Origin of the sequence: Sphingobacterium sp. UBA865, from assembly GCF_002295765.1 — a bacterium.
GTDB lineage: Bacteria > Bacteroidota > Bacteroidia > Sphingobacteriales > Sphingobacteriaceae > Sphingobacterium > Sphingobacterium multivorum.
Window position 1 is genome coordinate 51,110 of sequence record NZ_DBGB01000023.1, and the last position, 24,829, is coordinate 75,938.

A 24,829-nucleotide genomic window follows, 5' to 3' on the forward strand; every position below is an offset into this window, starting at 1 on the left:
CAAATACGGTCAATTAATGTTCGTGCCCACCTGTATTGCTCATTTTGGCATTGATGAAAAAAGCACCCTTCACAACAATTTTTGTTCCAGCAGGCACTTCTGTAACCGGGGTAATCGCCGTATATCCCAAAGCAGATACGCCTTTTTGAATCTCAATTTTTTCAAAATTGATGTTTTTAGCCTGTTCTTCTCCATGCTGCCCGGCTTCTTGCTCATTTTTATGTGCATGTTTTGCTTCACCTTCATCGTGCGCATGCCCGTGATCGTCATGCCCCTCCTCATGCTCTTCCGGTTTCTTGTTGGTCTCCACAAAAATATAATACTTGCCGTCAGCCTCCACGATTGCGTCATTCGGAACAGCCGGAGTCCGCACATTTTTGACACCGATCATACCCGTAATGTTCATCCCATCAATCAACCCCACTTTGCTGCCCACAACCGTACTGTGTACAGCGATGGTCTTGCTGTCATTTTCAAATGAAGATCCAATTGTAAAAACTTTAGCGGTATAGGTCTTATCCGGATTGTTGGTCAGCTGAAAGTTGATGAGCTGTCCGACTTTAACCAAAGGTAGATCCTTTTCAAATACCTGCAGATCCAAATGCAACAGACTATTGTCAACAATCTCGATCACCGGAGAAGAGACATCCACATAACTCCCTATTTTCGCAAAAACATTACTAACTGTTCCATTGATAGGGCTTGTTACGGCCAGTGAAGTTCGCATATTGGACAGATTCACGCTATTGGGGTTAATACCCATCAATTGGATCTGTTGTTGCAAAGAAGCCTTTCGGGCCCTTAAACTGTTGAAGTCTGCTGTTGCGGCCTGCAGATTTTTCCGTGCGCCTGCATTGCCTTCATTGAGTTCCTGTTGCCTTGCCATTTCTTGTTCGGCCAAGGTAATCTTACTTGCCAGGGATACATATTCCTCCTGCAATTGTACAAACTGGGGGTTGATAATCGTGGCGATCACCTGCCCCTTACGCACATTGTCCCCCAGCTGCACATTCAATGTCTTTACAACACCACCATAAAGCGCCGTCGCATTCGCTTTATTGTTATTGGGTACACTCAAAAGTCCATTGGCCTTAATGGTAGCTGTTAGTTCCTTCTCTTCAATCCCTCCAAAAACGATTCCCACAGCCTTTATTTGTGCAGCACTCAATGCCGCCACCGTAACCGGCCCTTCCTCATGCTCCGCTTCGGCTTTGGGTACTTCCTTTCCTTCCGGTTGACCTTTACGCTCCGACTCATTAGAACCGCAACCGTAAAAAACAGTAACGGCTACACATACGATAAATATCTTTATGAAAACTTTCATTGTTGCCTTATTTGTTATTGAAGTAATTATATTGAATTGCTGATTGATTATACTGATTGAGGACTTCTAAATAATTCTGGCGAATGCCAATGGCCTGACTTAAAAATTGGCTTAATTCAGCAAAATTGATCTCCCCCGTTCTATAACCCAAACTAGCTGCTTTAATAATTGCATCAGCTTGTTTTAACCCCGAAGACTCATAAAATTGCAGCAATGCACTATTCTTGTCAATTTCAGCAAGTGCATTCCCTTTATTTGTCTGGAATACCTGCGTATCATATTCCAACTTACGCTGTTGAACTTCCATTTCAGCGTTGGCAACCTTCACTTTACTTTTATAGGCGCCCAAGCTAAAGACCGGGAAGGATGCGGAGACCGAGAATCCCGATAATGGATCTTTGGCTCCCCAAACACGTTGGGAGAAAAATCGACCCGAGAACTCAGGCTTATTGGTATTTTTCTGAACACTGATGTTTGATGAAGCGATATTTACATTTTGCTGCTGTAAAACCAGTAAAGGATGCGCCATTTCATCTGATGGACTTGCGTCCACGACAATCTTCTCCAAGGATTGATCCAATGGGAGCATCCACTCATTACGGTCTAACAACATCATCAATTGCTGTTGCTGAATAATGATATCCTTTTTGTTTTGAACAAGTTGTGCCTGCAGCTCTTTCAGCTTTGCTTCAGCCGCAATCTTATCCAGCGCAGCTACGTCACCTGTTCTAAAGCGAAGTTCAGTTGCTTTGAACATGGCGGTATAGATACTATCCAACTCCATATACAGTTTTTGGCGATCCTGAAGATACCAGAGCTGAAAATAGGCTGTCCTCACGTCTTTGGTAATCGCAGTTTTCAATACATCTGTATTTAGGTTCACATATTTTAGTTGTTCTTTAAAATACGCCTTACGCGCAGTGTAGAGTCCAGGCCAGGCAATACTTTGCGTTATACCAATTTTCAATAAGCCGGCCTTATCCGTAGGACGGTAATCTTCATTTTCTGCAAAAATCCCGGTCTTGGGAATTTCAGTCGCCGTCTTAACATTGAAACCAGCGCCCACGATTTCAGCCTGGTTGATCTGAAACTGACGATTGTTCTTCAGCGCAGTTTCTACAGCTTCTGTGACAGAAATGCGCTCCTGTCCAAACACCTGAGATCCCAAAGCCATAAATAGGAAAGCAAGTATTGTGACGATGGTCTTAGCACCTCTACTTCGTTTCATATTCAATTTAGAATTAAAAATTATATACAATAAGGGTAGCACAAACAAGGTCAGGAAAGTTGCCGTTACCAATCCGCCAATAACAACCGTTGCCAAAGGTTTCTGAACTTCAGCGCCGGCACTTGTACTTATTGCCATCGGTAAAAAGCCCAGTGAAGCCACGGTCGCAGTCATGAGTACTGGACGCAGACGAGTCAACGTACCTTCTTTAACGCGTTGAAAAATATCATCGACACCCTCTTTTTTCAACTGATTGAATGTCCCAATTAAAACGATACCATTGAGTACGGCTACGCCAAACAAGGCAATAAAACCGATACCGGCACTAATACTGAAAGGCATGCCGCGCAACATCAACGCAAATACACCCCCGATAGCACTCATTGGAATTGCAGTAAAAATAAGCGTCGCCTGCTTAAAGGAATGAAACGTGAAATACAACAGCATAAAAATAAGCAATAAGGAAACTGGCACAGCAATCAACAAGCGTGAGGTCGCCTTCTGTAAATTCTCAAACTGCCCCCCATAGGTGAAATAATACCCTGCAGGAAGTTTTACATTTGCAGCCAATTGTTGTTGGATATCTTTTACGACGGTTTGAACATCACGCCCGGCCACATTAAATCCAATCACAATTCTTCGTTTACCCGCTTCGCGGCTGATCTGGGCCGGCCCCAATTTATAATCAATGGCAGCGACCTGAGAAAGCGGAATCTGCGTACCAGTATCTGTAGGAATCATCAGATTACGCACATCATCAATGCTGTTTCGATGCGTTGTATCTAACCGGACGACCAAATCAAAGCGACGTTCATTTTCATAGATCTGTCCCGTGCTTCGACCGGCAAAAGCAGTACTCACCACGTCATTGACGTCCTGAATCGTCAAGCCATAATTTGCAATACGGGTGCGGTCATAAACGATATTGATTTGTGGGAGGCCGGATACACGCTCCACTTGTGGCGAAGTCGCCCCTTGAACGGATTGAATCTGCGCGGCAACCACATTGGCGTAAGCGGCCAGCGAATCGATGTTTTCACCGAAGATCTTTACAGCAACATCCTGACGGATACCCGTCATTAGTTCATTAAAACGCATTTGAATAGGTTGGTTTTTTTCGAAGAAGACACCCGGAATTACTTCTAGTTTCTCCAGAATAGCGCTCCCCAGTTCTTCATAAGAACGGCCCGACTTCCACTCTTTTTGAGGCTTCAATACCACCATAATATCTGTCGCTTCCGGTGGCATAGGGTCTGTTGGTACCTCAGCAGCTCCTGTTTTACCGACAACCATCTTCACCTCATCGAACTCTTTGATAATCCGGGATGCCTGCATCGAGGTTTCGATACTTTGCGAAAGTGAGCTTCCCTGGGGAAGTATGCAATGGAATGCATAATCACCTTCCTGCAATTGTGGAATAAATTCGCCTCCCATATTCTTAAAAAAGAAGGCCGACAAAGCAAAAATGGCAACGGTTAAACTCACGATTAGGTATTTAAACCGAATGGCTTTTTGTAATAAAGGCTCATAAATACGTTGCAGTCCCGCAATCATCCGGTCGCTCAACGTTTTCTTGTCGCTGTGTTTTTTCGGTAGGAACAGAGCGCACATCATGGGGATATAGGTTAACGAGAGAATCAATGCGCCGAAAATAGCAAACCCAACTGTTTGTGCCATTGGACGAAACATTTTCCCTTCAACACCCACTAATGTTAAAATTGGAATATAGACAATAAGAATAATAATCTCACCAAAGGCTGCACTGGTACGAATCTTTGAAGCAGACTCAAATACCTCATGGTCCATTTCGGCCTGGGTCAATTTCTCGGTAGACTTTCGTAAGCCTAAATGGTGTAGTGTAGCTTCCACCACAATGACGGCTCCGTCTACAATCAAACCGAAATCTATCGCGCCCAAACTCATTAAATTGGCGCTTACGCCGAAGACGTTCATCAGTCCAAGTGCAAATAGCAGCGCCAGTGGAATTGCCGAAGCAACGATAAGACCCGCACGCAAATTCCCAAGAAATAAGACCAGGACAAAAATGACGATCAGGGCACCTTCAATCAGATTTTTTTCAACGGTACTTATCGCACGCCCAACGAGGTCTGTCCGGTCCAAATAAGGCTCTATAACCACATCGTCAGGTAGCGACTTTTGAATAGTCGGTAGTTTTTCTTTCACGCGGTTGACCACCTCATTGCTGTTTTCACCCTTTAGCATCATGACGACACCTCCCACAGCATCAACCTCACCATTGTATGTCAAGGCACCATAGCGCACAGCATGACCAAAACGTACATCCGCAACATCTTTAACATAAATCGGTATTGCTCCTGATTTTCGGATGGCAATATTTCTGACATCTTCCAAGGAGGTCGCCAGCCCAATTCCCCGAATAAAGTAGGCATTCGGTTTTTTATCAATATAGGCACCGCCTGTATTTTGATTGTTTTTCTCCAGGGCAGTAAATAGCTCTGGAATGTTGATATTCATCGCCTTAAGTCTATTCGGATCAACAGCTACTTCATATTGTTTGAGCTCACCACCGAAACTATTGACCTCGGCAATTCCAGGTGTGCCATAGAGCTGACGGGCAACAATCCAATCTTGCATGGTGCGCAAATCTTTTGCGTTGTATTTCTTTTCGCTTCCCTTTTTGGGATGTATAATATATTGATATACTTCTCCCAGTCCAGTACTCACTGGAGCCAGCTTAGGTTTACCAATACCTTGTGGAATCTGATCCACCGCTTCTTTTAAACGCTCACCAATCAGCTGACGGGCAAAATAGATATCTACATCATCGTCAAAAACAACAGTAATGACAGAAAGTCCAAAGCGCGAAATACTCCTGATCTCCTCAATTTTGGGTACAGTTGCAATACTTTGTTCAATTGGAAAAGTAACCAATTGTTCCACTTCCTGCCCGGCAAGCGTTGGACAAGAGGTAAAGATCTGTACTTGATTATTGGTAATATCGGGAACGGCATCGATTGGCAGTTTCGTTGCACTCCATGCCCCCCATATGATAAGCAACAAGGTCATTAAACCGATAATGATCTTGTTCTTAATGCTAAATTTTATAATATGATCTAACACAATTATACGTGATTAATGCTTAAATAATAGCTCGTTAGAATAGCTCATCTTTTGTCGTAATACCATACAACAAGCGTATTCCGAGCACAAAGCTGAATAAAGAACAGCATAGCATGCTCTATCAGATTTGTTTCTAGAATTTTTACGAAAAATTAAGCATTAACCTTTGGCGGCTGCCAGATGCTCCCAAAATAACTGGAAACAATCGCTGTATTGAGGACAGGATTACGATTATCAAAATAAATTGAAACCGGGACACCATCTATTTGCGGAAATTGATACGCATAAGCCGTTATATTTCCACTACAACAATTGCAATAGCAGAAAATCGAACAAGCATCGGACGCGTCATCATTATGTTTATGAGTTCGGTTTAATTGTCTTTCCATAGCAGTCTGCTCGCAGCGATTGGTAGAATCACTGCAGGGAACAAAAGAAAGTCCCATAATATATGCTATCAATATGAAAACAATTAACCTCATGAATGCACAAATTTAAAAAAATAAATTAAAATCTCCGCTTAGTCTCAGAAATCTATTGCGATCATCACATCCTATTCTTCCTAAAAAACAATGGAACAGTTGCCCTCTATCGAACGCTTTTCTTAACCTTAAATCCACACAAAACCGCATAACCCAACAAAGAACAATCACTCGATACTAATATTAATTACAAGTAAATTATTATTCAAATAAAACGAATTGTAATTAACAGAAAAACAGCATAAAACATGTTTAAACAGCTTTAAAGGAGCAAATAATTGTATTGTAGATATTTCTCTACACGAAAAATAAGATAATACAAATACGTCATATTAAGTAAAATGCTATTTATATAATTGCATCGATAAAAAATAATAGCAACAAAAAAAAGCAATCGTATACCATATTTTAAACACAAACAGGCATACACCTGCAAAGACAGTACAACAAATAAATCAATAACTAAATCAAAAAATCAATAACAAAACAAAATGTCAATTAACATGAATCTAATCCCCCATCACCGACTGACTAACCTGTTCATGCTGGGTTGCAGTGCTTTCGCGCTTAGTCTCTACTCCTGTAACAAAAGTGGAGAAAACACCGCATTGACAGGAGAAACTGTCGTTAAAGTCAATCTTTCGGGTGTAGAAGCTTACACTGAAACGGACAACAATGCTGTTCAAAAGCAAGCATCTGCAAAAGCTTCACGCACATCAATCGATGCACCTGATGTACAGGAAATGACAGTATCGCTTGAAAACGGTGGTTCTGTCGACGTGGTCCTAACAAACAATTCAGCGATCACAAAAAGCCTCGTCGCTTCGTCCACCCCCAAACTAGCGGCTGTCCAGATACAAGAGAAGCCATTGGACAAAAACGTTAAATATAAAGTTGTTGTCTATGACAACCAAGGCGCTTACGTAACGGAAAAGATTTATAGCTATGGTGAGGAAGCTACTGCTGCAGGTATCGTTCTTGACGCTGGAAAATCTTACACGTTCATTGCCTATTCGATCAATAGTACCACAGCATTACCGGGTATCAACAATCAAAATACACTGTCCACTGCCAGCTTAGACAATATAAGTGATGATTTGATGTATTACACGGGCACATTAACGTTAAAAAGTGGTGTAAATAACTTAAATGTTGTATTAAAACACCGGTTTAGCCAAATTACCACAACATTGACCATGGATCCAAGTATGACCGGAGCTATTACTCAAATCGGGACTGCCGTATTAAAACCTAGTCATGGTAGTGCAAATTTGAAATTCTCAGACCAAACACTAACCTACAATGCCTTGAACAACGCAGGCGTGACCACGCAATTCCCGGCTTTAGGAAATGGCCTGCATACCGTGATCAGTAACCCCTCTTTATTGATCCACCCGGCAACCAGCAATGGAACACTGATGCTCGGTAGTCTAACACTGGATGATGAGACTAAAACAAACATCACCATTCCAAATGTTAAGATCAATCCCGGACAGAAATACGATCTGAAACTCAATTTCAGAACCTGCACAAAAAATGTAACCAGCAATGGCCTGGACTGGAGCTATCCGGCAACTACATCGGGAGGTAAAACGGGGATTATGAAAGATGGAAAATTCTATGCCAATGGAACGACAATCGATAGAAATTTCACTGCCCCAGCGGCAGACTATGGTTTTGTTTTCGACATTACCGAACTGGACAATGCATTTAACATGGAAGTAAATGGTGTCAAATTGGCGAAACAAGAAATTCAATTTGAAGTGGGTGCCTCTTCTGCTCAAAACATCCAGTTTGTTGATGGAAGCAAATACGCAGGCAACAATATTGAAACTGGTAAAAGAATTGATCAGGTCTACAACATGAAAGGTACAAGTGCAGCCCCATTGATCAAGCTTGTCATCAGCAGAACTGGCCAGGTTACCATGTTTGGTAGCAAAACATCCGGCGGTCCTTTATATGAACTTAAACTCGTTAATGGCAACAGCTTCAACACATTCCCTTGGAGTGCAACACAAAGCAACACCGTAAAAGTGACCCAACTTGTTGATGGACGTACAATTATCAAAGGTGTAGGTGCTGGAAAGAAGAAAATCCCTTGTCAGTAGTCACCATTAGTCAATAAATAGATCAATAATCTTAAAAATTAAATACACGCTGAGCATAACAATAGAAATTCAGCAAGGATAAAAAAGGTATTATGGAAAAGAAATTAGCATACATCGCCCCTCGAATAAACATGACGACGATCGAACTTGAACAAGGTATCGCCGCCGGTTCGGCATACGCCAGACCAGAAGACGCCAACAGCGGTAAAGTGAGCGAACAATGGGAAGTAGGTTCAACAGACAATAGAAATATCGACTGGTAAACTATTTCCAATATGGATAAAAGGAAGGGGCTAGCCGAATGTGGATAGCCCTTTTTTATGCTATATTATATTACACGATCGTGTCAGCACTATGTATACTCAAATCGTTATTGGACCCAAGTGCAGACTGTCTGTATTACCTCCACCGTAACTCTCGATAAAAAAGATATACACCTGATAGGTCACTTCCTTTCTATGTTTTGGCATTTCAGTATGTTGTTTGCCAGATAGTAAGCTACCTTTGAAGTCGTTCATGACAAGTGAATATCCGTTCCCGTTATCCGCTACATTATACAGGACCAAGAAGGAATCGTAAGTTCTGGTATTGAACTTTTCCTCCAGATAGGCGTCATATTCCCAGGTAACCTGAAGTACTTGGTTTTCTTTGTCAAAATTCATTGTGTAGGAAGTGATGGGATTGGGGCTTCCTTTGGCAATCATAAATTTCTGCCAGTCAATCAAAAAACCATTTTCTTCCTGGATAAGCGCTTCTTTCAAATTATAAGACATCGCGACATCGTATGCCCGTTTAGGATAGCTGTACGCTTTATACCCCATATTGATGATCGGTTTTAACTGGCTAATATGTGACCTCACCATTTTGAAGCGTTTTCTACTGAGCAGTTGCTCAGGACTGGGCTCCCGTTTTTTAACACGAGGGAGAGATCGTACATAATTTCCTGTTTTAGTCGACACAAATACAACAGAACCTGCTTTCCCGGAAACAGTTCCATTAACACCATTTTTAACGATTGCCATAATTGCTTGATAATGTTATAGATATTAAAGATAAAAATTATCAAGGAAACATACTCATACCAAATTAGGTGAAAAAACAATTTTTATTCAATATTTGGACAGTAATTAGTCATTGTTTATTCAGTCTCCACTGAGCAAGCACTGAACAAGCACTGAACGAGCACTGAACAAGCACTGTTAAAATCGCGAATTTGGCCTCCGATTGATCTCCGTTTGCTATATCGAAAACTTAATCATATTACATCAAAGCCAACTAGCTTTTATGTCAAACTATAAAACAAAAAATGTCTCCTACATTTGCTTCATACAAACATAAGAGACATTCTCTTCTTTCTATGGTAGGCCTGATTCCCACCTCAACGCTGGATCGAAAACTCGACCTGCTACAACGGTTACAGGACAGCCTGTAGACGTTGCGGCAAATCTTCAATCTTTGAAAGACTCAATTGCTTCATAACCTGATACAAATGTGTCTTGAACATATTGATTGTATGTTCCCCACCTTCATTGCCCAATGCGCCAACGCCATACATAAATGGTCTTCCCATAAAATTGAAATCCGATCCAACCGCATGGGCGCGGGCTAGGTCAACTCCCGATCGAATACCACCATCTAACATGATTTTTATCTTATTTTTATATTCTGGGTTGCTCGCCAAATGGATCAATGAATTGATCGAAGATTCACTTGCGTCGAGCTGTCGTCCACCATGATTTGAGACAATGACTCCATCCACGCCCAATGCGATAGAAGCCTGCATATCTTCGTCGGTGGCAATCCCTTTAAGCACCAATGGCCCTTTCCAAAGATCGCGAATAGCTTTAATTTTCTCAACATCTACCTTACCGGTAAATGTTCTATTCATAAACTGTCCCAGCTGCGCTAAATCAAGACCTTTTTCCATATAAGGCTTCAATGTTGCAAAAGAAGGAATTCCATGTCTTAATGTTTCTATCCCCCAAGTTGGGCAGGCAAAAGTTTGCAAGATATTGGCGATACTCATTTTAGGCGGCATAGACAATCCGCTTTTTATTTCACGATAACGAAGTCCAAAAGCAGGAACATCGACCAAAACTACCAATACGGGACATTCAACAGCCTGTAGACGTTGAATAATATCATCGCGCAATCTGTTTTCTGTCGGATGATAGAGCTGGAACCACGCTTTCCCATCAGATACCTCGGCAATACGTTCAATACTACTTGTTGATACAGTACTCAAAATATAAGGAACATCATTTTTTGCAGCCGCTTTCGCAAGAATCTCTGGCGCATTCGGCCACATCAATCCCTGAAGTCCAATAGGTGAAACCCCAAAAGGCGCACTATAACGGCGACCGAATAGTTCGACCGAAAGGTCTATTTCTTCACTCGCAAGCAGATATTGAGGCGTCAACAGAATATTATCAAAATCGTTTTCATTTCTGGCAAGGTTCAATTCTTCATTGGCTCCTCCGGTCAAATAATCAAATGCAAATTTGGGAATCCTTTTCTTCGCTTTAATCTTTAGATCTTCAACAGAAGGATAACGGGTATTATATATAAATTTCTGGCTCATGATTGATGTATTATTTATAAGCAGTCTACAACTGCGCGCCAAACTTAGATAAATTGCTTTTCAAATGCAAGCTAATTATAGTTAATATAAAAAAATCTGTCACACATTTCTGCGGTAGCCCAACTCGGCACCTCCACTTACAGGTAGATTTACCCCTGTAATAAAGCGCGCTTGGTTTGACAGCAGAAACACACAGGCATCAGCAATGACATCACCGTCAGGACAGTATCCAAGCAAATGAATATCCTTCAAAAAATCAAAAACCTGTTTCGGCTGTGGTTGCTCCAGTGTCCATTTGTTGAGCATGGGTGTCATAACAGCTGCAGGCATAACCGAATTTACACGTATGCCGACAGACGCATAGTCTATGGCCATCGATTTTGTCAACGCATTGATAGCCCCTTTTGTGGCAGCATATGCCGCATGGTTCCCCTGGCCTATTTCCCCTACTAAGCTACTCGTATTTAGAATACAACCGGCAGATTCCTTTAAATGGGGGTAGCCATACCGTGTAGTCAAAAGAACACTTTTCATGTTGGTATCCAGTAACCTTATCCATTCATCGTCCGTCGTTTCATGCAAAGGTTTTGATGGACTTGCCAAGCCAGCATTGTTATGGATTGCATCAAGCCGCCCAAAAACAGCAACGGTCTTTTGGATAGCTGATTCAACTTCCCTGGCCTGCGTGACATCCGCACAGATGCCCATATGTGGTGCCCCGATCAGTTCAGCTGTTTCATCCACAGATGCTTGATCGAGACCAACAAAGGCAACCTTTGCCCCCGCTTTGACATAGGCTTTTACACATTCCAAACCGATACCAGCACTTCCTCCGGTAACCAATATGATTTTATCTTCTAAGATTTTCACGTTCTATTATTCTTGTATTTAGCATCAAGTTCCAAAGCATTGGAACAAATTAAAAAATCAGTTGAAAATTACATATAAAATCACGACAATAGCGAGTAGCAATGTCGACAAAATGCGGTAACTCCCGATACCCGACCAGGCTTTACCCCGAAGTGGGTCCATGGGATTCTTCCAGTACAAATCCCGACTTTGCGCAGTGTGCTGTACGGGATACTTATAAGATAATAATACCTGAAGTACCATACAGATCAAAAACAGATAAAAAGCCATCATCATAAATGGAGTCTGGCCTATCCACGAGTCAGGCAGCAGCTTGTTCAGTAAAAATACGGCAACCCCCAAAACAGAACCTATCCACAAGGTAAGTTTTGCAGCTATTGCCGATGCCCCTTTCCAAAACACACCTAAAAGAAATACGCAGGTTATTGGTGGCGCAATGTGTGCTATCACATCATTTATGCCGTAGAAAATACTCTCATAGCGATCCAATAGTGGTAAAAGAGCCAAGGAAAATCCCATGGCAATAACTGCAGCAATTTTCCCAATACGAATCAACTGACCATCGGAAGCGGCAGGTTTCCGATGTCTAAAGATATCGTAACTCACCATGGTCGATATCGAATTTAGCGCACCCGATATCTGGCTCATTAAACCCGACAGCAGCGCTGCGACCAAAACACCGATCAATCCGGAAGGCAAAAGTTGAGTAATCATAAGTGTATAGATACCTTTTGAATTGACCTGCCCTTGATGGTCCACGCCGAGACTGCTTAAATCCAATTGACCTGTTCTAAACAAGGTATACGCAAATAGGCCTGGAAGCACAAAAATAAAAACAGGCAAGATTTTTAGAAAACCACAGAAAAGAGCACCCACACGTCCATGGTTTTCATCTTTCGCCCCTAAAACACGCTGAACAATGGTCTGATCGGCACACCAGTACCAAATACCCAAAATCGGATAGCCAAACAAAACGGCATACCAAGGCATTCCACTTCCATCGTTACTCCCACGAAGCATGGAAAGGCGATCAAGGGCATTGTCCTGTTCCAGTACAGCTTTCATTGGCGTCCAACCGCCCATCTTGTCAAAAGCCGCAAAACTGATAATGAAAGCCCCCGCAAGCAACACAATTGTCTGGATAGATTCCGTCACCACAACAGCACGCAATCCGCCCAAAATCGTATATATTCCAGTTATCACACAGATTACTGTAATACTTAAATACATATTAAATCCAAAAAGTGTGCGCAGCACAATCCCTCCGGCCAACATCGAAAAAGCGATATGAATAACAATTGCCGATAGTATAGAGATAAACGTAAGCCAATCTCTGCTGGCACGATCATAGCGCCGTTCCAGAAAGTCGGGCAAGGTGGCAACACCCGACTTGAGGTAAAATGGCACAAAAAAAAGCGCCAGTAAGATTAAAGTAAAGGCCGCCATCCATTCAAAGTTACCATTAAGCAACCCGGTATCGAATCCGCTCTGTGCCAAACTGACCAGATGGATTGTTGAAATATTGGTTGCAAAAAGCGCTAGTCCAATGGCTGGCCAACGAAGTGTCTTTCCAGCCAAAAAATACCCCTCTGCACTTGTTTCCTTGACTTTCTTAAATCGCACCGATCCTGCCAATACGCCGACAACTAAAATCAACAGTATATAAAAGATGGCGATACCTAAATCTAAATTTCCTAACATAATGTCAACTTATAACAAATCACAACTGCTTCCCACATCCATTGGGGTACGATAAACGCCATTCTCTATAGCCACTGGATGTACAAAATGAGACTTTAGATGCGGAATATGCTCCAAAAACAAAGCCTCATGCCCCAAGCTTATGTGGTTAAATAAAACCAGGTGCTGATGGAGCTGCCCCATATCCCCAACATGTGGTACAACAGGGATATTATATTTTCGACAAAGTAGACTCACGGATATAAACTCGCTTACGCCGCCAACGCGAACAGCATCGACCTGTACAAATCCCGTCGCACCCATTTGAAGATAATTTTTAAACAAAATGCGGTTCGGCACATGCTCACCCATGGCAACTTTTATCGGCGCAATGTGTTCGGCCAAGCGTTTATGACCAACAATGTCGTCCGGGTGTGTCGGCTCCTCTACCCAAAACGGGTTCATCTCTTTAAGCTCTTGACAGATGGATAGCGCCTGCGGCAGCGTCCATTGCTGATTCGCGTCGAGCATTACTTTAGCTTCATCACCAGCAACCTCACGCACGATATGCGCACGACGAATATCCCGCAAGGGATCTTCACTGCCCACTTTGAGTTTCATTGCGGAGAAGCCGTTTTCTAAAGCACGCTTACAATTCTCCCGTACCTTTTCATCAGAATAGTTAAACCAGCCTACTGACGTATCATAGCCCACATAGCCCTTTTCAATAATCCCCATTCTTTTATGACCTGTAGCCATATTTGACTCCAGTAAGCTGATGGCCTCCGCCTTTGTCAACTCATCTTCCAAATAGGAAAGATCCAGCGTATTGACAATCTCTTCGGCGCTGAGCTCGGTTAACAATTTCCAAAGTGGAACTCCTCTCGTTTTAGCCCAAAGATCAAAACAGGCATTTGTTACCGAAGCTAAGGCCAAATGAACAACCCCTTTATGTGGACCCAACCAACGATACTGCTGTTCATTGCTCAACCTATTAAACAATTGACCAAAATCTGCCATAAGATCCTCAATTGGAATCCCTTTCAGTCGTTCGGCATAAAAAGCTGCGGCACGACAGACCAGCTCGTTCCCTGCACCCAGTGTAAAAGCCAGACCTGTCCCAACGCGCCCCTTATCATCGGCCAATCGGGTCACTGCATAAGAATAGATCGGATCTTTGTGTATAGCATCACTGCCTGCACCTGTAGCCAAAGGAAATCTTCGATCCTGAATATCAAACGTCTTTATCATAAAATCTTAACGTGCTTATTTTTAGTATTTAGGTTAATCTATTTTGAATTATAACTTTAATTTCTCTTTTAATTTGCGTAAAATGTCAACATCCGAATCCTTTATGCGTCCCATTCGATTGGGACCAACGTTTAAGATCAGGATATTGTCTTGCGCAGTTGCCGTCCGATAAATCCCCGCAAGCTCTTCCAAAGACTTATACTTCTTGTCTGTGGTATTATAGAACCAGCGTTCTCCAAGTACCACTGTTGTCTCAAAAGGCATATAGTAAGTGTGCCCCTGTGCCATAAAAAGCTTAGGGTCAGGATCGACCGGAAGATAAGGGTCGCCTAGCCTAAAGTCACTTGGAAAATAACGTATTGGGTAATAATTCTGCTGGTCTTTCGGCAAAACAATGTGTTTGTCCGTATTCTCAGGCGATCCGATGCTTCAGTTTATACCAATTTGACATCCAGGAACCTTTTTCTTGATTAAATTATAGATCTCCTGCGTGGGCCATCGATAATTCTCTTTTTCCCAGCCTCCATCCAGCCAAAGCTCAACGATATCCGTATACTTTTTGGTCATATCCACCAGCTCATTGAGCTGGTTCAACATATATTGATTATAGGCTGCATCTGCAGACCTGTCTTTAATATTGGGGTTCTGCTTTCGGTCCCATAAAGAATAATACAAGCCGAGTCGCATTCCCTGTTTGGTGCATTCTTTAGCCAGCTCCAGTACAACATTTGTTGCGTTCGAAGAGTTCGCTACATCATAATCCGTATACTTGCTATCCCATAAACAAAAACCCTCGTGGTGTTTCGTTACCAAAATCATGTACTTCATCCCCGCTTCCTTTGCTGTCGAAACCCATTGTTTAACCTCAATTGCTGATGGAGCATATGTGCTGGCGGGTTTAGATCCGTCTGTCCACTCCTGATCATGAAATGTATTCATGCCAAAATGAACGAACATGCCATATTTTCGGTCAATCTGCGCCCGCTGATATGCATTGGGCCGTACCGATGGAACAGGTACAATAGCCTTTGTTTGAGCACCGACATGTATACCTAAAACAGCGAGTGCCAAACTAAATAATATTTTTTTTCTCATGGTTACATTCTATTGGTTATTACAGCGTTTATTAATTTTATTTCTTTAGTCCGTATGGAATACCTCCGTCCTACCAGACCAAATCTCCCCTTTCTCCTGTGCGTCGGCCAAGGGTTGCTGACAAGGATCCGTTTCCTTCCACCAGCGCTGTGTCTCAGGATCGGAAGCCATTTTTTGCATATCAAGCTTGAAATTTTGTCCTGCATATTCAAAATAGCTGAAAAGAAAAAATTGACCATCTATCTCCTTCAAAAAAATAGAATAATTGCGGATATGACATGCCTTGATCTTTCGAAGTACTGTGGGCCAAACTTTGGCATGAAGCTTTTTATAATACGCTACTTTCTCGGCTTTCAATCCTGTTATGGATGCATAGCGAGTCACGGAGCGACTGCTCTCTGTAGACCGGAAGGCTGTTGTACAGAGTACGACCAAGACGATCACAAGGATGTAAGGATACAATTTAGGATACATAAGTTCTGCGTTATTGTATAATTATACGTAGTTGTATAGTACTACTAAATTACGCGCTTAGCAGGACGGAGAATACTGCTAGATTGCTCATTTCTCCCACTATATTAACAATTTTACACATGTTTACTTATTTTTAAGGCAAAATAGGCTATATTGCCTGTTCTTAATTTAAAAATAACCAAACACATGAAACCTGTTTTCGCCAAAATTTTGGAAGGTGCAGCTATCACCACTTTTGCGACCAAAGATGTGCAACGCCCATTCTTCTCAACCGAATTTCATTTTCATAGCGCCTGCCAGATGACCTATATTGTGGAAAGTGAGGGAAAGCGGATTATTGGCGACAATGTGAGTAACTTTGTTTCCGATGAACTTACTTTTGTAGGACCTGATCTGCCACATGTGTGGCACAATAACACTATAAATTGCGCAGGCTCTACCATTGCGGAGACAAAAACTTCCCGTTCTTTAGCCTTGTATATAGAACCTAAATTAATGATTAAACTTTTAGGGCATTTCTTTCAAACACACAAAGTCGAAACCTTCTTTTCAGTCTCCAAACGCGGTCTCCTATTCCGTGGCGCAACAAAGGAACAATTGAAGGTAAAGCTAAAAAAGATCGTACAGCTGGATTATGGCTTTGACAAAACTATTTTGTTACTAGAGATTATCGAATTGATGTTATCGACAGATGAATTTGATTACATTTCCAGCGCTGGATACACCCACAACTATAGCCCTATTGACAATAGCAAAATTGACAGCATCTTTAAATTCGTATTTAACAACTATACCGGAGAAATTCAATTGGATCAAGTTGCGCAGCTCGCTAATATGTCAAAACACTCCTTTTGCCGTTATTTCAAATCCCGTACGCAGAAAACCTTCGTCCAATTTGTCAATGAGGTTCGCATCAGTGAATCCTGTAGATTGATTGTCGAAAACAAGCATCAAATCACACACATTGCTTATGCCTGTGGCTTCAACAGCCTTTCAAACTTCAATAAAATTTTCAAATCAATTAAAGGGATCACGCCAAGCCAATATAAGTCCCAGATATGTTAGAAAAGCGTCAAAACAAAGTTGCACTAATCAAAATTGACACGACCAAGATCTACACTAGCAGGACCATTCAAAAGCTTTCCATTCATTCCGAACCGTGAACCATGACAAGGACAGTCCCAGGACATTTCGGATGGGTTCCAGCTTACTGTACACCCCATATGCGGACAGACTGAGTTTACAGCATGCAACTCCCCTTCCATATCCCGACAAATAGCCAGTTTTCTCTCCCTATAGTGAACAATTTTACCTTCCGCTGGCTGTAAGCTTTCGACCTCCTTCAGCGATTCAGCCGAAAATTTGTCCATGATAAAATGTTTTGCAGCATTGACACCTTCCGATAATACCTGCTGTGCGCTCGCAACAGGTTTGATGCGGCTTGGTGACAGCAGTTCAGCCAGCGGATTCTCCTTTCCTTCCAATAAGTCAGGGATCACAAGTGACGCCATTGATCCAAATGTCATTCCATTACCGCCATAACCGGTGGCTATATACACATTATTTTCATTTGGCATACTGCCGATAAAGGGTAAGCCATCGGCTGAATCATAATATTGCGACGACCAACTTGCAGTAAGTTCATCATAGTCGAAATGCTGATCAACCCAAAGTTTTAGGTCGGCAAAATGTTGCTCTGTTTGTTGGTCGTCGCCAGTTTTATGATCAAAACCACCCACGATAAGGTAATGTTCTTTATCAGATCGATGATACCTAAAATAGTGGTAGGGATCATACAGATCCGCAGCTTGTCCCAATGCTTCAGGTTCCCCATGAAGCTTTAACGTCAGGACGTAACTTCGATAAGGTGCCAGTAAAAAATTGAATCTGTTTTTGCCTGGTGGCACATGGGTAGCCCAAATGATATTCTTTGCCGTATAAACCTCTTTTCCACTCAGCTTCAATTTGACCCTTCCATCTTCATTGCTATAGGTTTCAATTCCTCGACCCGTCAGTATTTCGCCGCCCTCACGACGATAGGCTTCGATCATGCCCGCAATATATCTCATGGGATGAAATTGTGCTTGTCCCTCAATGCATATTGCTTTTTCGAAAGGTATATCAAAAGGTATGGTTTCGACATAATGGGTAGGCAATCCCAATTGCTGATGGGCCGCGTAAATTTGCTCAAGCTGCTCGTTCTGTCCAGATTCTGCGCTAAAGAGAAAAAAGTCACATGTCGAATACGCACACTGTATGGAATATTTGGAAATGTTATCTTTTATATAATCTAAGACCTCAAGCGTCGCATTCAGAAGCAGTTGAGCGGGATCCTTTCCAAAATTTTCAATAATCTCATTGTAAGAAGCGTCATAAAAGTTATTGATATGGGCGGTGGTTCCTCCGGTTGTGCCAAACCCTGGATTCTCCTTGTCCAACAGTAGGCATTTTATGCCTCTATTCTGAAGTTCCTTGGCCAATGTTACACCAGTTATACCCGCCCCCACAACAATGGTATGGAAATCTAAAATGGCAGGGTCAGTCGAAAAATTTTCAATGTCAACATCCTGCCAAAAGCTCTTGTTCGTTCCGTCACGCTTCATAGTCATTATATTAAATTCAAAGAATCAGTCTTTGCTTTATTGCAAATACAACACGTCCAAGATAAGAACCATGCTATTCCACTTTCGTTTTAGCGGTTAAATACGTAAAAAAAAGAAGAAGTACGTCTTCCTTTGCGCCCCCAAACCAATGTATAAAATAGGCTGTTCCTTCATGAAATAACGAAGTGCTTCATTGCACCTTTAACACGATATACATTATGAAAATAAATGCGAAGGATTACGTCAACTCCATTTTACCGAGTTGGGTAAAAAATAAGAAAATAATTATTACTGGCGGCACCACCGGGATTGGCCGGGCGACCGCCCTACTTTTAGCCGCGATGGGTAACGATATTTTAATTTGCGGCCATCATCAAAACCAGTTGGACGATACGCTCCGTGATTTTAATCAATTGGAATGCACAGGTAAGATGGAAGGGATTGTAGTAGATCTGGCGACCGAAGAAGGCATACACATGCTCTTCAGGACATTTGACGAACAATATGATCGTTTGGATATTCTCATCAATAATGCGGCTATAGCCTTTCAGTCGGTTAAGGACGGAAGTTATTCGGATCAGGCCTACCTCCTTCGCACGAATGTGCTGGCCTATTTGGCTTGTACCCAAGCCGCGTTGTTACGGATGGAACCCCGCGGAACAGGACATATCCTCAATGTCGGATCAATGAGTGCAGATGTACGCGAAGCGCAGAGTTCTGTCTATGTCTGCTCGAAAGGAGGTATTCAAGCATTTACAGAATCGTTACGGAAGGAAGCCAATCCCAAGGGTATCCAGGTGTCGCTTGTTGAACCTGGATAAGTTGGAACAGATATGCAACCTTTTTCACCGGAGGAGCAGCAGGAAAAAATTGATCATTTAGAAATGCTCTATGCCGAAGATATCGCGCGTACCATAGCTTATATCCTATCTCAACCACTACGCACTTCCATCGTGCATACACAGGTTAAACCTTTGAGACAAATCATATAAGTCATCTGCGATTTTATCAACAAGAAAACAAATCCACTTAGTTGAACGTCCTTAAAAAAATTTGTGTCATGAGAAAAAAGAAAAACTTGTTTGAACGATTCTCAAACTGGGCAACGCATGCCACCGGTAGTTCAGCCGCATTTATTATCGCAACTTCGACGGTGATCATCTGGGCCGTGAGCGGCCCCATATTCAATTATTCTGAAACCTGGCAACTGGTCATCAATACAGGTACGACCATTGTTACTTTTCTAATGGTATTTCTCATTCAAAAATCCCAAAACAAGGATTCCAAAGCAATCCACCTGAAACTCAATGAACTGATAGCGTCCCATGAAGGCACCAGCAACCGAATGGTCAATCTGGAAGACTTAAGTGAAGAGGAATTGGATCAGCTCGCTAAGTTTTATGCGCACGTGGCGAAGCTCGCTCTGGAAGAAAGGGATCTCACCTGCACACACTCTATAGATGCCGCAAAGGAAAACCATGATTATAAAGTAAAGGTTCAAAAAGAAAAACACAACCGCTCAGCAGACAAAAATCCGAACACGAGGGACTAGTATTCAGCTTATTGATGACAAAAAAAATCCCCTTCAAGGGGATTTTTTTTGTCATGCTGTAATCGCTAATTTTTAGGGCTGTCCACCGCCGCCCGCGGCCCCATAAATTTGTCCGTTCGCATAACTTGCGTCTGCCGCAGCCAATTGCACATAGATTGAAGCAAGTTCGGCGGGTTGCCCCGGACGTCCCATGGGGGTATCACCTCCGAAATTCACCAGCTTTTCCTGCGTAGCACCACCACTCACCTGTAGTGCAGTCCAAATTGGACCGGGAGCCACGCCATTGACCCGTATGCCTTTTGGACCAAGCTGCTTGGCCAATGACCGAATATAGTTGGTGGTCGCAGCTTTTGTCTGTGCGTAGTCATACAAATCTTCCGAGGGGTCTGCGGCCTGTACCGATGTTGTACCGATAATTACAGCTCCAGGTTTAAGATGAGGCAAGGCTGCCTTAATAAGCCAGAAAGGTGCATAAATATTGGTTTTCATCGTGGCATCAAATTCCGCAGTGGTGATATCCAATATCGATGGTTTTGTCTGCTGCCGCGCCGCGTTGCTGACCAAAATATCCAGACCGCCGAGTTGAAGTACGGCGTCCTCAATCAGCCGAATACAAAACTCTTCTTTACGGAGATCTCCCGGAATAGCGACTGCCTTTCGGCCCGCCGCTTTTATCAAAGCGATGACTTCCTTCGCATCTTTCTCTTCCTCGGGCAAATAGTTGATGGCAACGTCGGCCCCTTCTCGTGCGTAAGCGATAGCTGCTGCACGTCCCATTCCCGAATCGCCCCCGGTGATCAATGCTTTGCGCCCTTGGAGCCTTCCTGATCCTTTATAACTATCCTCGCCATGATCCGGCCGGGGCTCCATTTCACTGCAGAGTCCAGGCCAGGGTTGAGACTGGCTCTTGAACGGCGGTTTTGGGTATTCTTTAACCGGATTGACCGGTCTGTCTTGGGTTTGGCCCGTTGAGCGATCGGGACTTCCAATGATACTCAATGCCAAGATTCCAGAACCTATTTTACCGATAGCAGCTCTTCTTCCCATATTATCTGAATACTTCATAGCTTTTTTCGTTTTTGGAAAAGGCCCAATGAAATTGAGCCTCTTATATTTATTCTACAGATGTGTTTTTACAAAAAATGCACGTTAATCATGTCCTTCAGTTTTCACAATCTTGTTATAGATGCCCAATAGAAGGAACGGTGCAGCCCATTGGCCTACAAATAGGGCGTTTTTATCGTTCGACATGCATTTTAATGCGGCAGATACACCCATCGCCAGCAATGCTGCGCCTAAAAATACGGTGGATGGTAGTTTAGAAGTTTGATCTTCTATCTTTTTGGTGATTTCACCTTCGTTTCCTGTATTTAATGCCATAACTTAAATTTTTGATTTTTTAATAGTGTTCACGCTAGGTCTATTGTACACTTATTCAGCTTTTGAATTGAGATTTGTATCGGCCAGCGCGCTAAGATCTTCATCACATTTCTTTTCTTCACCCAGTGTTTCAAGTAGTAATTTTAAGGCATCCTTATGTGTTAACACTTTCGCAAAAGCCGCCAATGTGCCATACGTGGCAATTTCGTAATGCTCCACCTTTTGGGCGGCAGCAATAATTGCTGCATCGCGGACAGATCCAGCTTCTGTTTCTTTCATAAGGCTTTCCGCCTCTTCAAGTAGCCCCGCCATAGCTTCGCATTTTTCGGCTTTTGCTTTCACTCCGATAAGCTCAAAACATTGCTCTAGGCGATCCACATGTGTTTCCGTTTCTGCCAGATGTTTAGAAATAGCAGATTTTAATTGTTCTGAACTTGCATTTTTCTCCATCTTAGGAAGTGCTTTCGTCAGCGCTTTTTCTGCCCAATAAATATCCTTTAATCCATCCTCAAATAATTCGGCTAGATCCTTCGCTGCCCCCGCTTCGGCAGGTACTTTTTTTCCTTCTGAATTAGCGTTTGAAGTTGCTGTGTTACCTGATTTTGTGTTTGTTTTACTTTTTTCTGCTGTTGCTGTTGTTGTTGCCATAATACTAAGTTTTTATGCTCAAACGAGCGGTTCGTCAAATAAACAGCTCTCAAACTCTTTTCGTTCGCCAGAACTGTGTAAATCCTGCAAATCACGCATATACCACATTTTATAAGTAAAAACACGTTTTTCAAAAATTTAAATGATAGCGAACAACAACGCTATAATTAACGTACAAATCATATGACAATGCGTACTAACACAGTTAACGATCTGGCAACAACAGTGGTTCATCAACAAACGATTATAAATTAAACGCAGTATGAATAAAAAATGTACAGTTCAGGATGTCCGTCCAGGTATGGCCATCCTCGCTTTAGCGATTGTAGCGCAATCAGGCCCCCAAAATCTACCGAACGATATTCCGGAAGAGCATGAAGAAGAACTACCGGAAAATACACCGGATCAGGAACCCGAAATTGATCAGGAAGATTTGGAAACGGATGAAGAATTAGACTTCGCAGTTGATGCAGAAGAACCTGAAATACCCCGACAGGATGATTTCGGTTTCGATGAGGAAATTGGTTCAGCAGGTGAAGATGAATTTCCAGAAGAAGATGAAAGAGATGAAAACGAGGGTGCTAATGATGCGGAAGGGCTGCCTACGCAACCGGTGACAACACCTTCTGATTTAGATGCAACACCCCTATAACGTGGACAAAAAAACAGAAGAACCCCGCCCTTTTTCCAGTGTCGGGGTTCATTGCACCCTATCCTATCTCAATAACTTTTTCTGAAAACCAAAACGGACAAGTCCCGCCGTATTCTTCGAACCGGTTTTTTCAATTAATTGCTGCCGATGGCCCTCCACGGTCCTTTTGCTCAAAAAAATTTGATCAGCTATTTCCGCATTTGTATGTCCTTCCGCAATCAATTCCAATACAGACAGTTCGCGTTCAGAGATGTCGTATCGTGCCATTATTGCTGTACGATCAATATCCAACTGTGCATACTTTGATAAGTTTCGGATCAAATCAATACTTAATGCTGCACTGATATATTGTTGCCCACGTTTTACCTGCTGAATTCCGAATAAAATCTCTTCTACATTGGAATCTTTCGATAAATAGCCATCAGCGCCAAGATTTAAAACCTCCTGAACAATCTGGATATTGTCTTCCATAGATAAAACAATGATTTTTATGGCTGGATAATGTTTTTTTACTTCTTGTATAAACTGAATGCCATCCATTACCTCCATATGGATATCAGTCAGGATGATGTCCGGTTTGGCTCCCTTGAGAAATTCCAGGGCTTTTTGACCATTCTCCATCCCCGCAATTACAGTTATATCTTCTTGCGCCTCTAATATTAATTGGAAACCGGATCGTACTAACGTATGGTCATCTACCAAAAGCAACTGTGTCATAGCTATCTGTTTTCTTTCTTTCGTTTAGTGATTGATTTTTGAACGAAACAGCTTTCAAGCCAAAAATGTTTTAAAAAAATAGCTCTTGGCAAATGCATACATAACATCAACGGAAAGATTTTGACCGCCGCCGCATTCTTTTTTCTGGAAAGGCGTGAGAGATGTCTCTGCTAGAGCATATAAATAATTGAAGTCGCGCTATTCCTCCACGAGGGAATTAGTACGATATGTTTGCGTAAGCACCACAATTTTTGCTTTAAATACGCAAAATAGGCTCTTTTCAAACGCTACCTTCCTCGCCGCTGTTCACTTGAAAACACAACGAAAGAAGAACATATGTTTACATCCATCATTATTGGCATCGTCTTTATTTTCTTAGCATCCTATATCGTCATCAATTATAGAAGAAAGGGAAATAATACGCGAAACAGAAAAAATCGTTAACATTTAAATAATAGTATCATGAAAATCATTTTAAAAACCCTGGGAATATTACTAGCCACCCTCGCCTGTATAGTTGTCGTTCAGGCGCAAGACAGTAATCCCGCTCAGCCACAGTCTGGAGATCTGGACTTTGCCAGCAAAGCCACGGCCAGCAACAATTTCGAACTGCAGGCGGCAAGCATTGCTCTTGCTAAATCGCAAAACCCAACGATCAAACAATATGCACAGATGATCACTGATGACCATACCGCTGCAGGAAATGAACTATCGACCATTGTAAAAAATAAAAATTGGCAGCTGCGTACGAGTGACGATCAAAATTATAAAGCCATGATCGACCAACTCAATAAGGCCGACACAGCCAATTTTGACCGCGTTTACACTGATCTGATGTTTAAGAGCCATCGAGATGCAATTTCACTTTTCAAAGATGCAAGCGCAGGCACAGCAATTACAGATGCTGACCTGAAGAAATTTGCCACCGATAAAATTCCGGCGTTCGAAAAGCACCTTGATCAGCTTAAAAATTGGCAACCTTCAGATCCTTCGATAAGTGACATGCCCATTACACCAAATGCGCCATCCCCAGCAATCAAGAATAAGGTACCAAAACCGACATTAAAATAACAACATATTTT

Annotated in this window: 24 protein-coding genes; 8 read left to right on the plus strand and 16 right to left on the minus strand. The window is 42.3% G+C overall.

Features of this window, described 5'->3' with window-relative positions; translation table 11 throughout:
• Positions 1-13: 13 nt before the first annotated feature.
• The 3 genes from B2O97_RS13500 to B2O97_RS25260 all read right to left on the minus strand — a co-directional run bounded on the left by B2O97_RS13500 (position 14) and on the right by B2O97_RS25260 (position 6,136).
• A complete protein-coding gene (locus B2O97_RS13500) occupies positions 14-1,324 on the minus strand; it encodes an efflux RND transporter periplasmic adaptor subunit (protein WP_286751841.1) in 1,311 nt (436 codons plus the stop codon).
• Positions 1,325-1,331: 7 nt separating this feature from the next.
• Complete coding sequence (locus B2O97_RS13505; RefSeq protein WP_286767544.1) at positions 1,332-5,654, minus strand: CusA/CzcA family heavy metal efflux RND transporter; 4,323 nt, start codon at positions 5,652-5,654, stop codon at positions 1,332-1,334.
• Between the two features lie 152 nt (positions 5,655-5,806).
• The gene (locus B2O97_RS25260) at positions 5,807-6,136 is read right to left on the minus strand and encodes a DUF6660 family protein (protein WP_369012018.1); all 330 of its coding nucleotides are present in this window, start codon (positions 6,134-6,136) and stop codon (positions 5,807-5,809) included.
• A gap of 503 nt (positions 6,137-6,639) precedes the next feature.
• Here B2O97_RS25260 and B2O97_RS13510 point away from each other — a divergent pair.
• Complete coding sequence (locus B2O97_RS13510) at positions 6,640-8,244, plus strand: hypothetical protein (protein ID WP_286767545.1); 1,605 nt, start codon at positions 6,640-6,642, stop codon at positions 8,242-8,244.
• A gap of 131 nt (positions 8,245-8,375) precedes the next feature.
• Positions 8,376-8,507 carry a hypothetical protein gene (locus B2O97_RS13515; protein WP_256603458.1) on the plus strand — a complete coding sequence of 44 codons (132 nt, stop codon included), beginning with the start codon at positions 8,376-8,378 and terminating at the stop codon, positions 8,505-8,507.
• Positions 8,508-8,606: 99 nt separating this feature from the next.
• Here the strand turns inward: B2O97_RS13515 and B2O97_RS13520 are convergent, their stop codons facing one another.
• The 8 genes from B2O97_RS13520 to B2O97_RS13555 form a co-directional block, all read right to left on the minus strand.
• A complete protein-coding gene (locus B2O97_RS13520; protein ID WP_286767546.1) occupies positions 8,607-9,266 on the minus strand; it encodes a DUF6266 family protein in 660 nt (219 codons plus the stop codon).
• 392 nt (positions 9,267-9,658) lie between these two features.
• Entirely contained in the window at positions 9,659-10,825 is a 1,167-nt protein-coding gene (locus B2O97_RS13525; protein WP_286767547.1) for an alpha-hydroxy acid oxidase, read from the minus strand.
• Between the two features lie 99 nt (positions 10,826-10,924).
• A complete protein-coding gene (locus B2O97_RS13530; protein WP_286767548.1) occupies positions 10,925-11,695 on the minus strand; it encodes an SDR family NAD(P)-dependent oxidoreductase in 771 nt (256 codons plus the stop codon).
• A 57-nt stretch (positions 11,696-11,752) separates the two neighbouring features.
• A complete protein-coding gene (locus B2O97_RS13535; RefSeq protein WP_286767549.1) occupies positions 11,753-13,396 on the minus strand; it encodes a sodium:solute symporter in 1,644 nt (547 codons plus the stop codon).
• Positions 13,397-13,405: 9 nt separating this feature from the next.
• Positions 13,406-14,626 carry an enolase C-terminal domain-like protein gene (locus tag B2O97_RS13540; protein WP_286767550.1) on the minus strand — a complete coding sequence of 407 codons (1,221 nt, stop codon included), beginning with the start codon at positions 14,624-14,626 and terminating at the stop codon, positions 13,406-13,408.
• 48 nt (positions 14,627-14,674) lie between these two features.
• Positions 14,675-15,016 (minus strand): alpha-L-fucosidase, encoded by a 342-nt coding sequence (locus B2O97_RS13545; protein WP_286767551.1) that lies wholly within the window; start codon positions 15,014-15,016, stop codon positions 14,675-14,677.
• Positions 15,017-15,055: 39 nt separating this feature from the next.
• Positions 15,056-15,721, minus strand: coding sequence for an alpha-L-fucosidase (locus tag B2O97_RS13550; protein WP_286767552.1), 666 nt, complete (start codon positions 15,719-15,721; stop codon positions 15,056-15,058).
• A gap of 45 nt (positions 15,722-15,766) precedes the next feature.
• Positions 15,767-16,195, minus strand: a complete 429-nt coding sequence (locus B2O97_RS13555; RefSeq protein ID WP_286767553.1) for an L-rhamnose mutarotase — start codon at positions 16,193-16,195, stop codon at positions 15,767-15,769.
• Positions 16,196-16,381: 186 nt separating this feature from the next.
• Here B2O97_RS13555 and B2O97_RS13560 point away from each other — a divergent pair, with 186 nt between their 5' ends.
• Complete coding sequence (locus tag B2O97_RS13560) at positions 16,382-17,260, plus strand: AraC family transcriptional regulator (protein WP_286767554.1); 879 nt, start codon at positions 16,382-16,384, stop codon at positions 17,258-17,260.
• Between the two features lie 23 nt (positions 17,261-17,283).
• Here B2O97_RS13560 and B2O97_RS13565 read toward each other — a convergent pair whose 3' ends face one another.
• Entirely contained in the window at positions 17,284-18,804 is a 1,521-nt protein-coding gene (locus B2O97_RS13565; protein ID WP_112374755.1) for an FAD-dependent oxidoreductase, read from the minus strand.
• Positions 18,805-19,016: 212 nt separating this feature from the next.
• On the opposite strand from B2O97_RS13565, the gene B2O97_RS13570 reads away from it, so the two are divergent.
• The 3 genes from B2O97_RS13570 to B2O97_RS13580 all read left to right on the plus strand — a co-directional run bounded on the left by B2O97_RS13570 (position 19,017) and on the right by B2O97_RS13580 (position 20,350).
• The gene (locus tag B2O97_RS13570; protein WP_286767555.1) at positions 19,017-19,619 is read left to right on the plus strand and encodes an SDR family NAD(P)-dependent oxidoreductase; all 603 of its coding nucleotides are present in this window, start codon (positions 19,017-19,019) and stop codon (positions 19,617-19,619) included.
• Between the two features lie 12 nt (positions 19,620-19,631).
• On the plus strand, positions 19,632-19,790 hold the full coding sequence (locus B2O97_RS13575; RefSeq protein ID WP_286767556.1) for a hypothetical protein: 159 nt from the start codon (positions 19,632-19,634) through the stop codon (positions 19,788-19,790).
• A gap of 68 nt (positions 19,791-19,858) precedes the next feature.
• The gene (locus B2O97_RS13580) at positions 19,859-20,350 is read left to right on the plus strand and encodes a low affinity iron permease family protein (protein ID WP_286767557.1); all 492 of its coding nucleotides are present in this window, start codon (positions 19,859-19,861) and stop codon (positions 20,348-20,350) included.
• A 72-nt stretch (positions 20,351-20,422) separates the two neighbouring features.
• Here B2O97_RS13580 and B2O97_RS13585 read toward each other — a convergent pair whose 3' ends face one another.
• The 3 genes from B2O97_RS13585 to B2O97_RS13595 form a co-directional block, all read right to left on the minus strand.
• Positions 20,423-21,415 carry an SDR family oxidoreductase gene (locus B2O97_RS13585; RefSeq protein ID WP_286767558.1) on the minus strand — a complete coding sequence of 331 codons (993 nt, stop codon included), beginning with the start codon at positions 21,413-21,415 and terminating at the stop codon, positions 20,423-20,425.
• An 84-nt stretch (positions 21,416-21,499) separates the two neighbouring features.
• Positions 21,500-21,730, minus strand: a complete 231-nt coding sequence (locus B2O97_RS13590) for a hypothetical protein (RefSeq protein WP_046676326.1) — start codon at positions 21,728-21,730, stop codon at positions 21,500-21,502.
• Between the two features lie 51 nt (positions 21,731-21,781).
• Positions 21,782-22,378, minus strand: a complete 597-nt coding sequence (locus B2O97_RS13595) for a ferritin-like domain-containing protein (RefSeq protein WP_070564375.1) — start codon at positions 22,376-22,378, stop codon at positions 21,782-21,784.
• A gap of 262 nt (positions 22,379-22,640) precedes the next feature.
• Here B2O97_RS13595 and B2O97_RS13600 point away from each other — a divergent pair, with 262 nt between their 5' ends.
• Positions 22,641-23,030 (plus strand): hypothetical protein, encoded by a 390-nt coding sequence (locus B2O97_RS13600; RefSeq protein WP_112374752.1) that lies wholly within the window; start codon positions 22,641-22,643, stop codon positions 23,028-23,030.
• A 63-nt stretch (positions 23,031-23,093) separates the two neighbouring features.
• On the opposite strand, the gene B2O97_RS13605 is transcribed toward B2O97_RS13600, so the two are convergent.
• Complete coding sequence (locus tag B2O97_RS13605) at positions 23,094-23,747, minus strand: response regulator transcription factor (RefSeq protein ID WP_046676323.1); 654 nt, start codon at positions 23,745-23,747, stop codon at positions 23,094-23,096.
• Positions 23,748-24,209: 462 nt separating this feature from the next.
• Here B2O97_RS13605 and B2O97_RS13610 point away from each other — a divergent pair, with 462 nt between their 5' ends.
• On the plus strand, positions 24,210-24,818 hold the full coding sequence (locus tag B2O97_RS13610) for a DUF4142 domain-containing protein (RefSeq protein WP_286767559.1): 609 nt from the start codon (positions 24,210-24,212) through the stop codon (positions 24,816-24,818).
• Positions 24,819-24,829 lie beyond the last annotated feature (11 nt).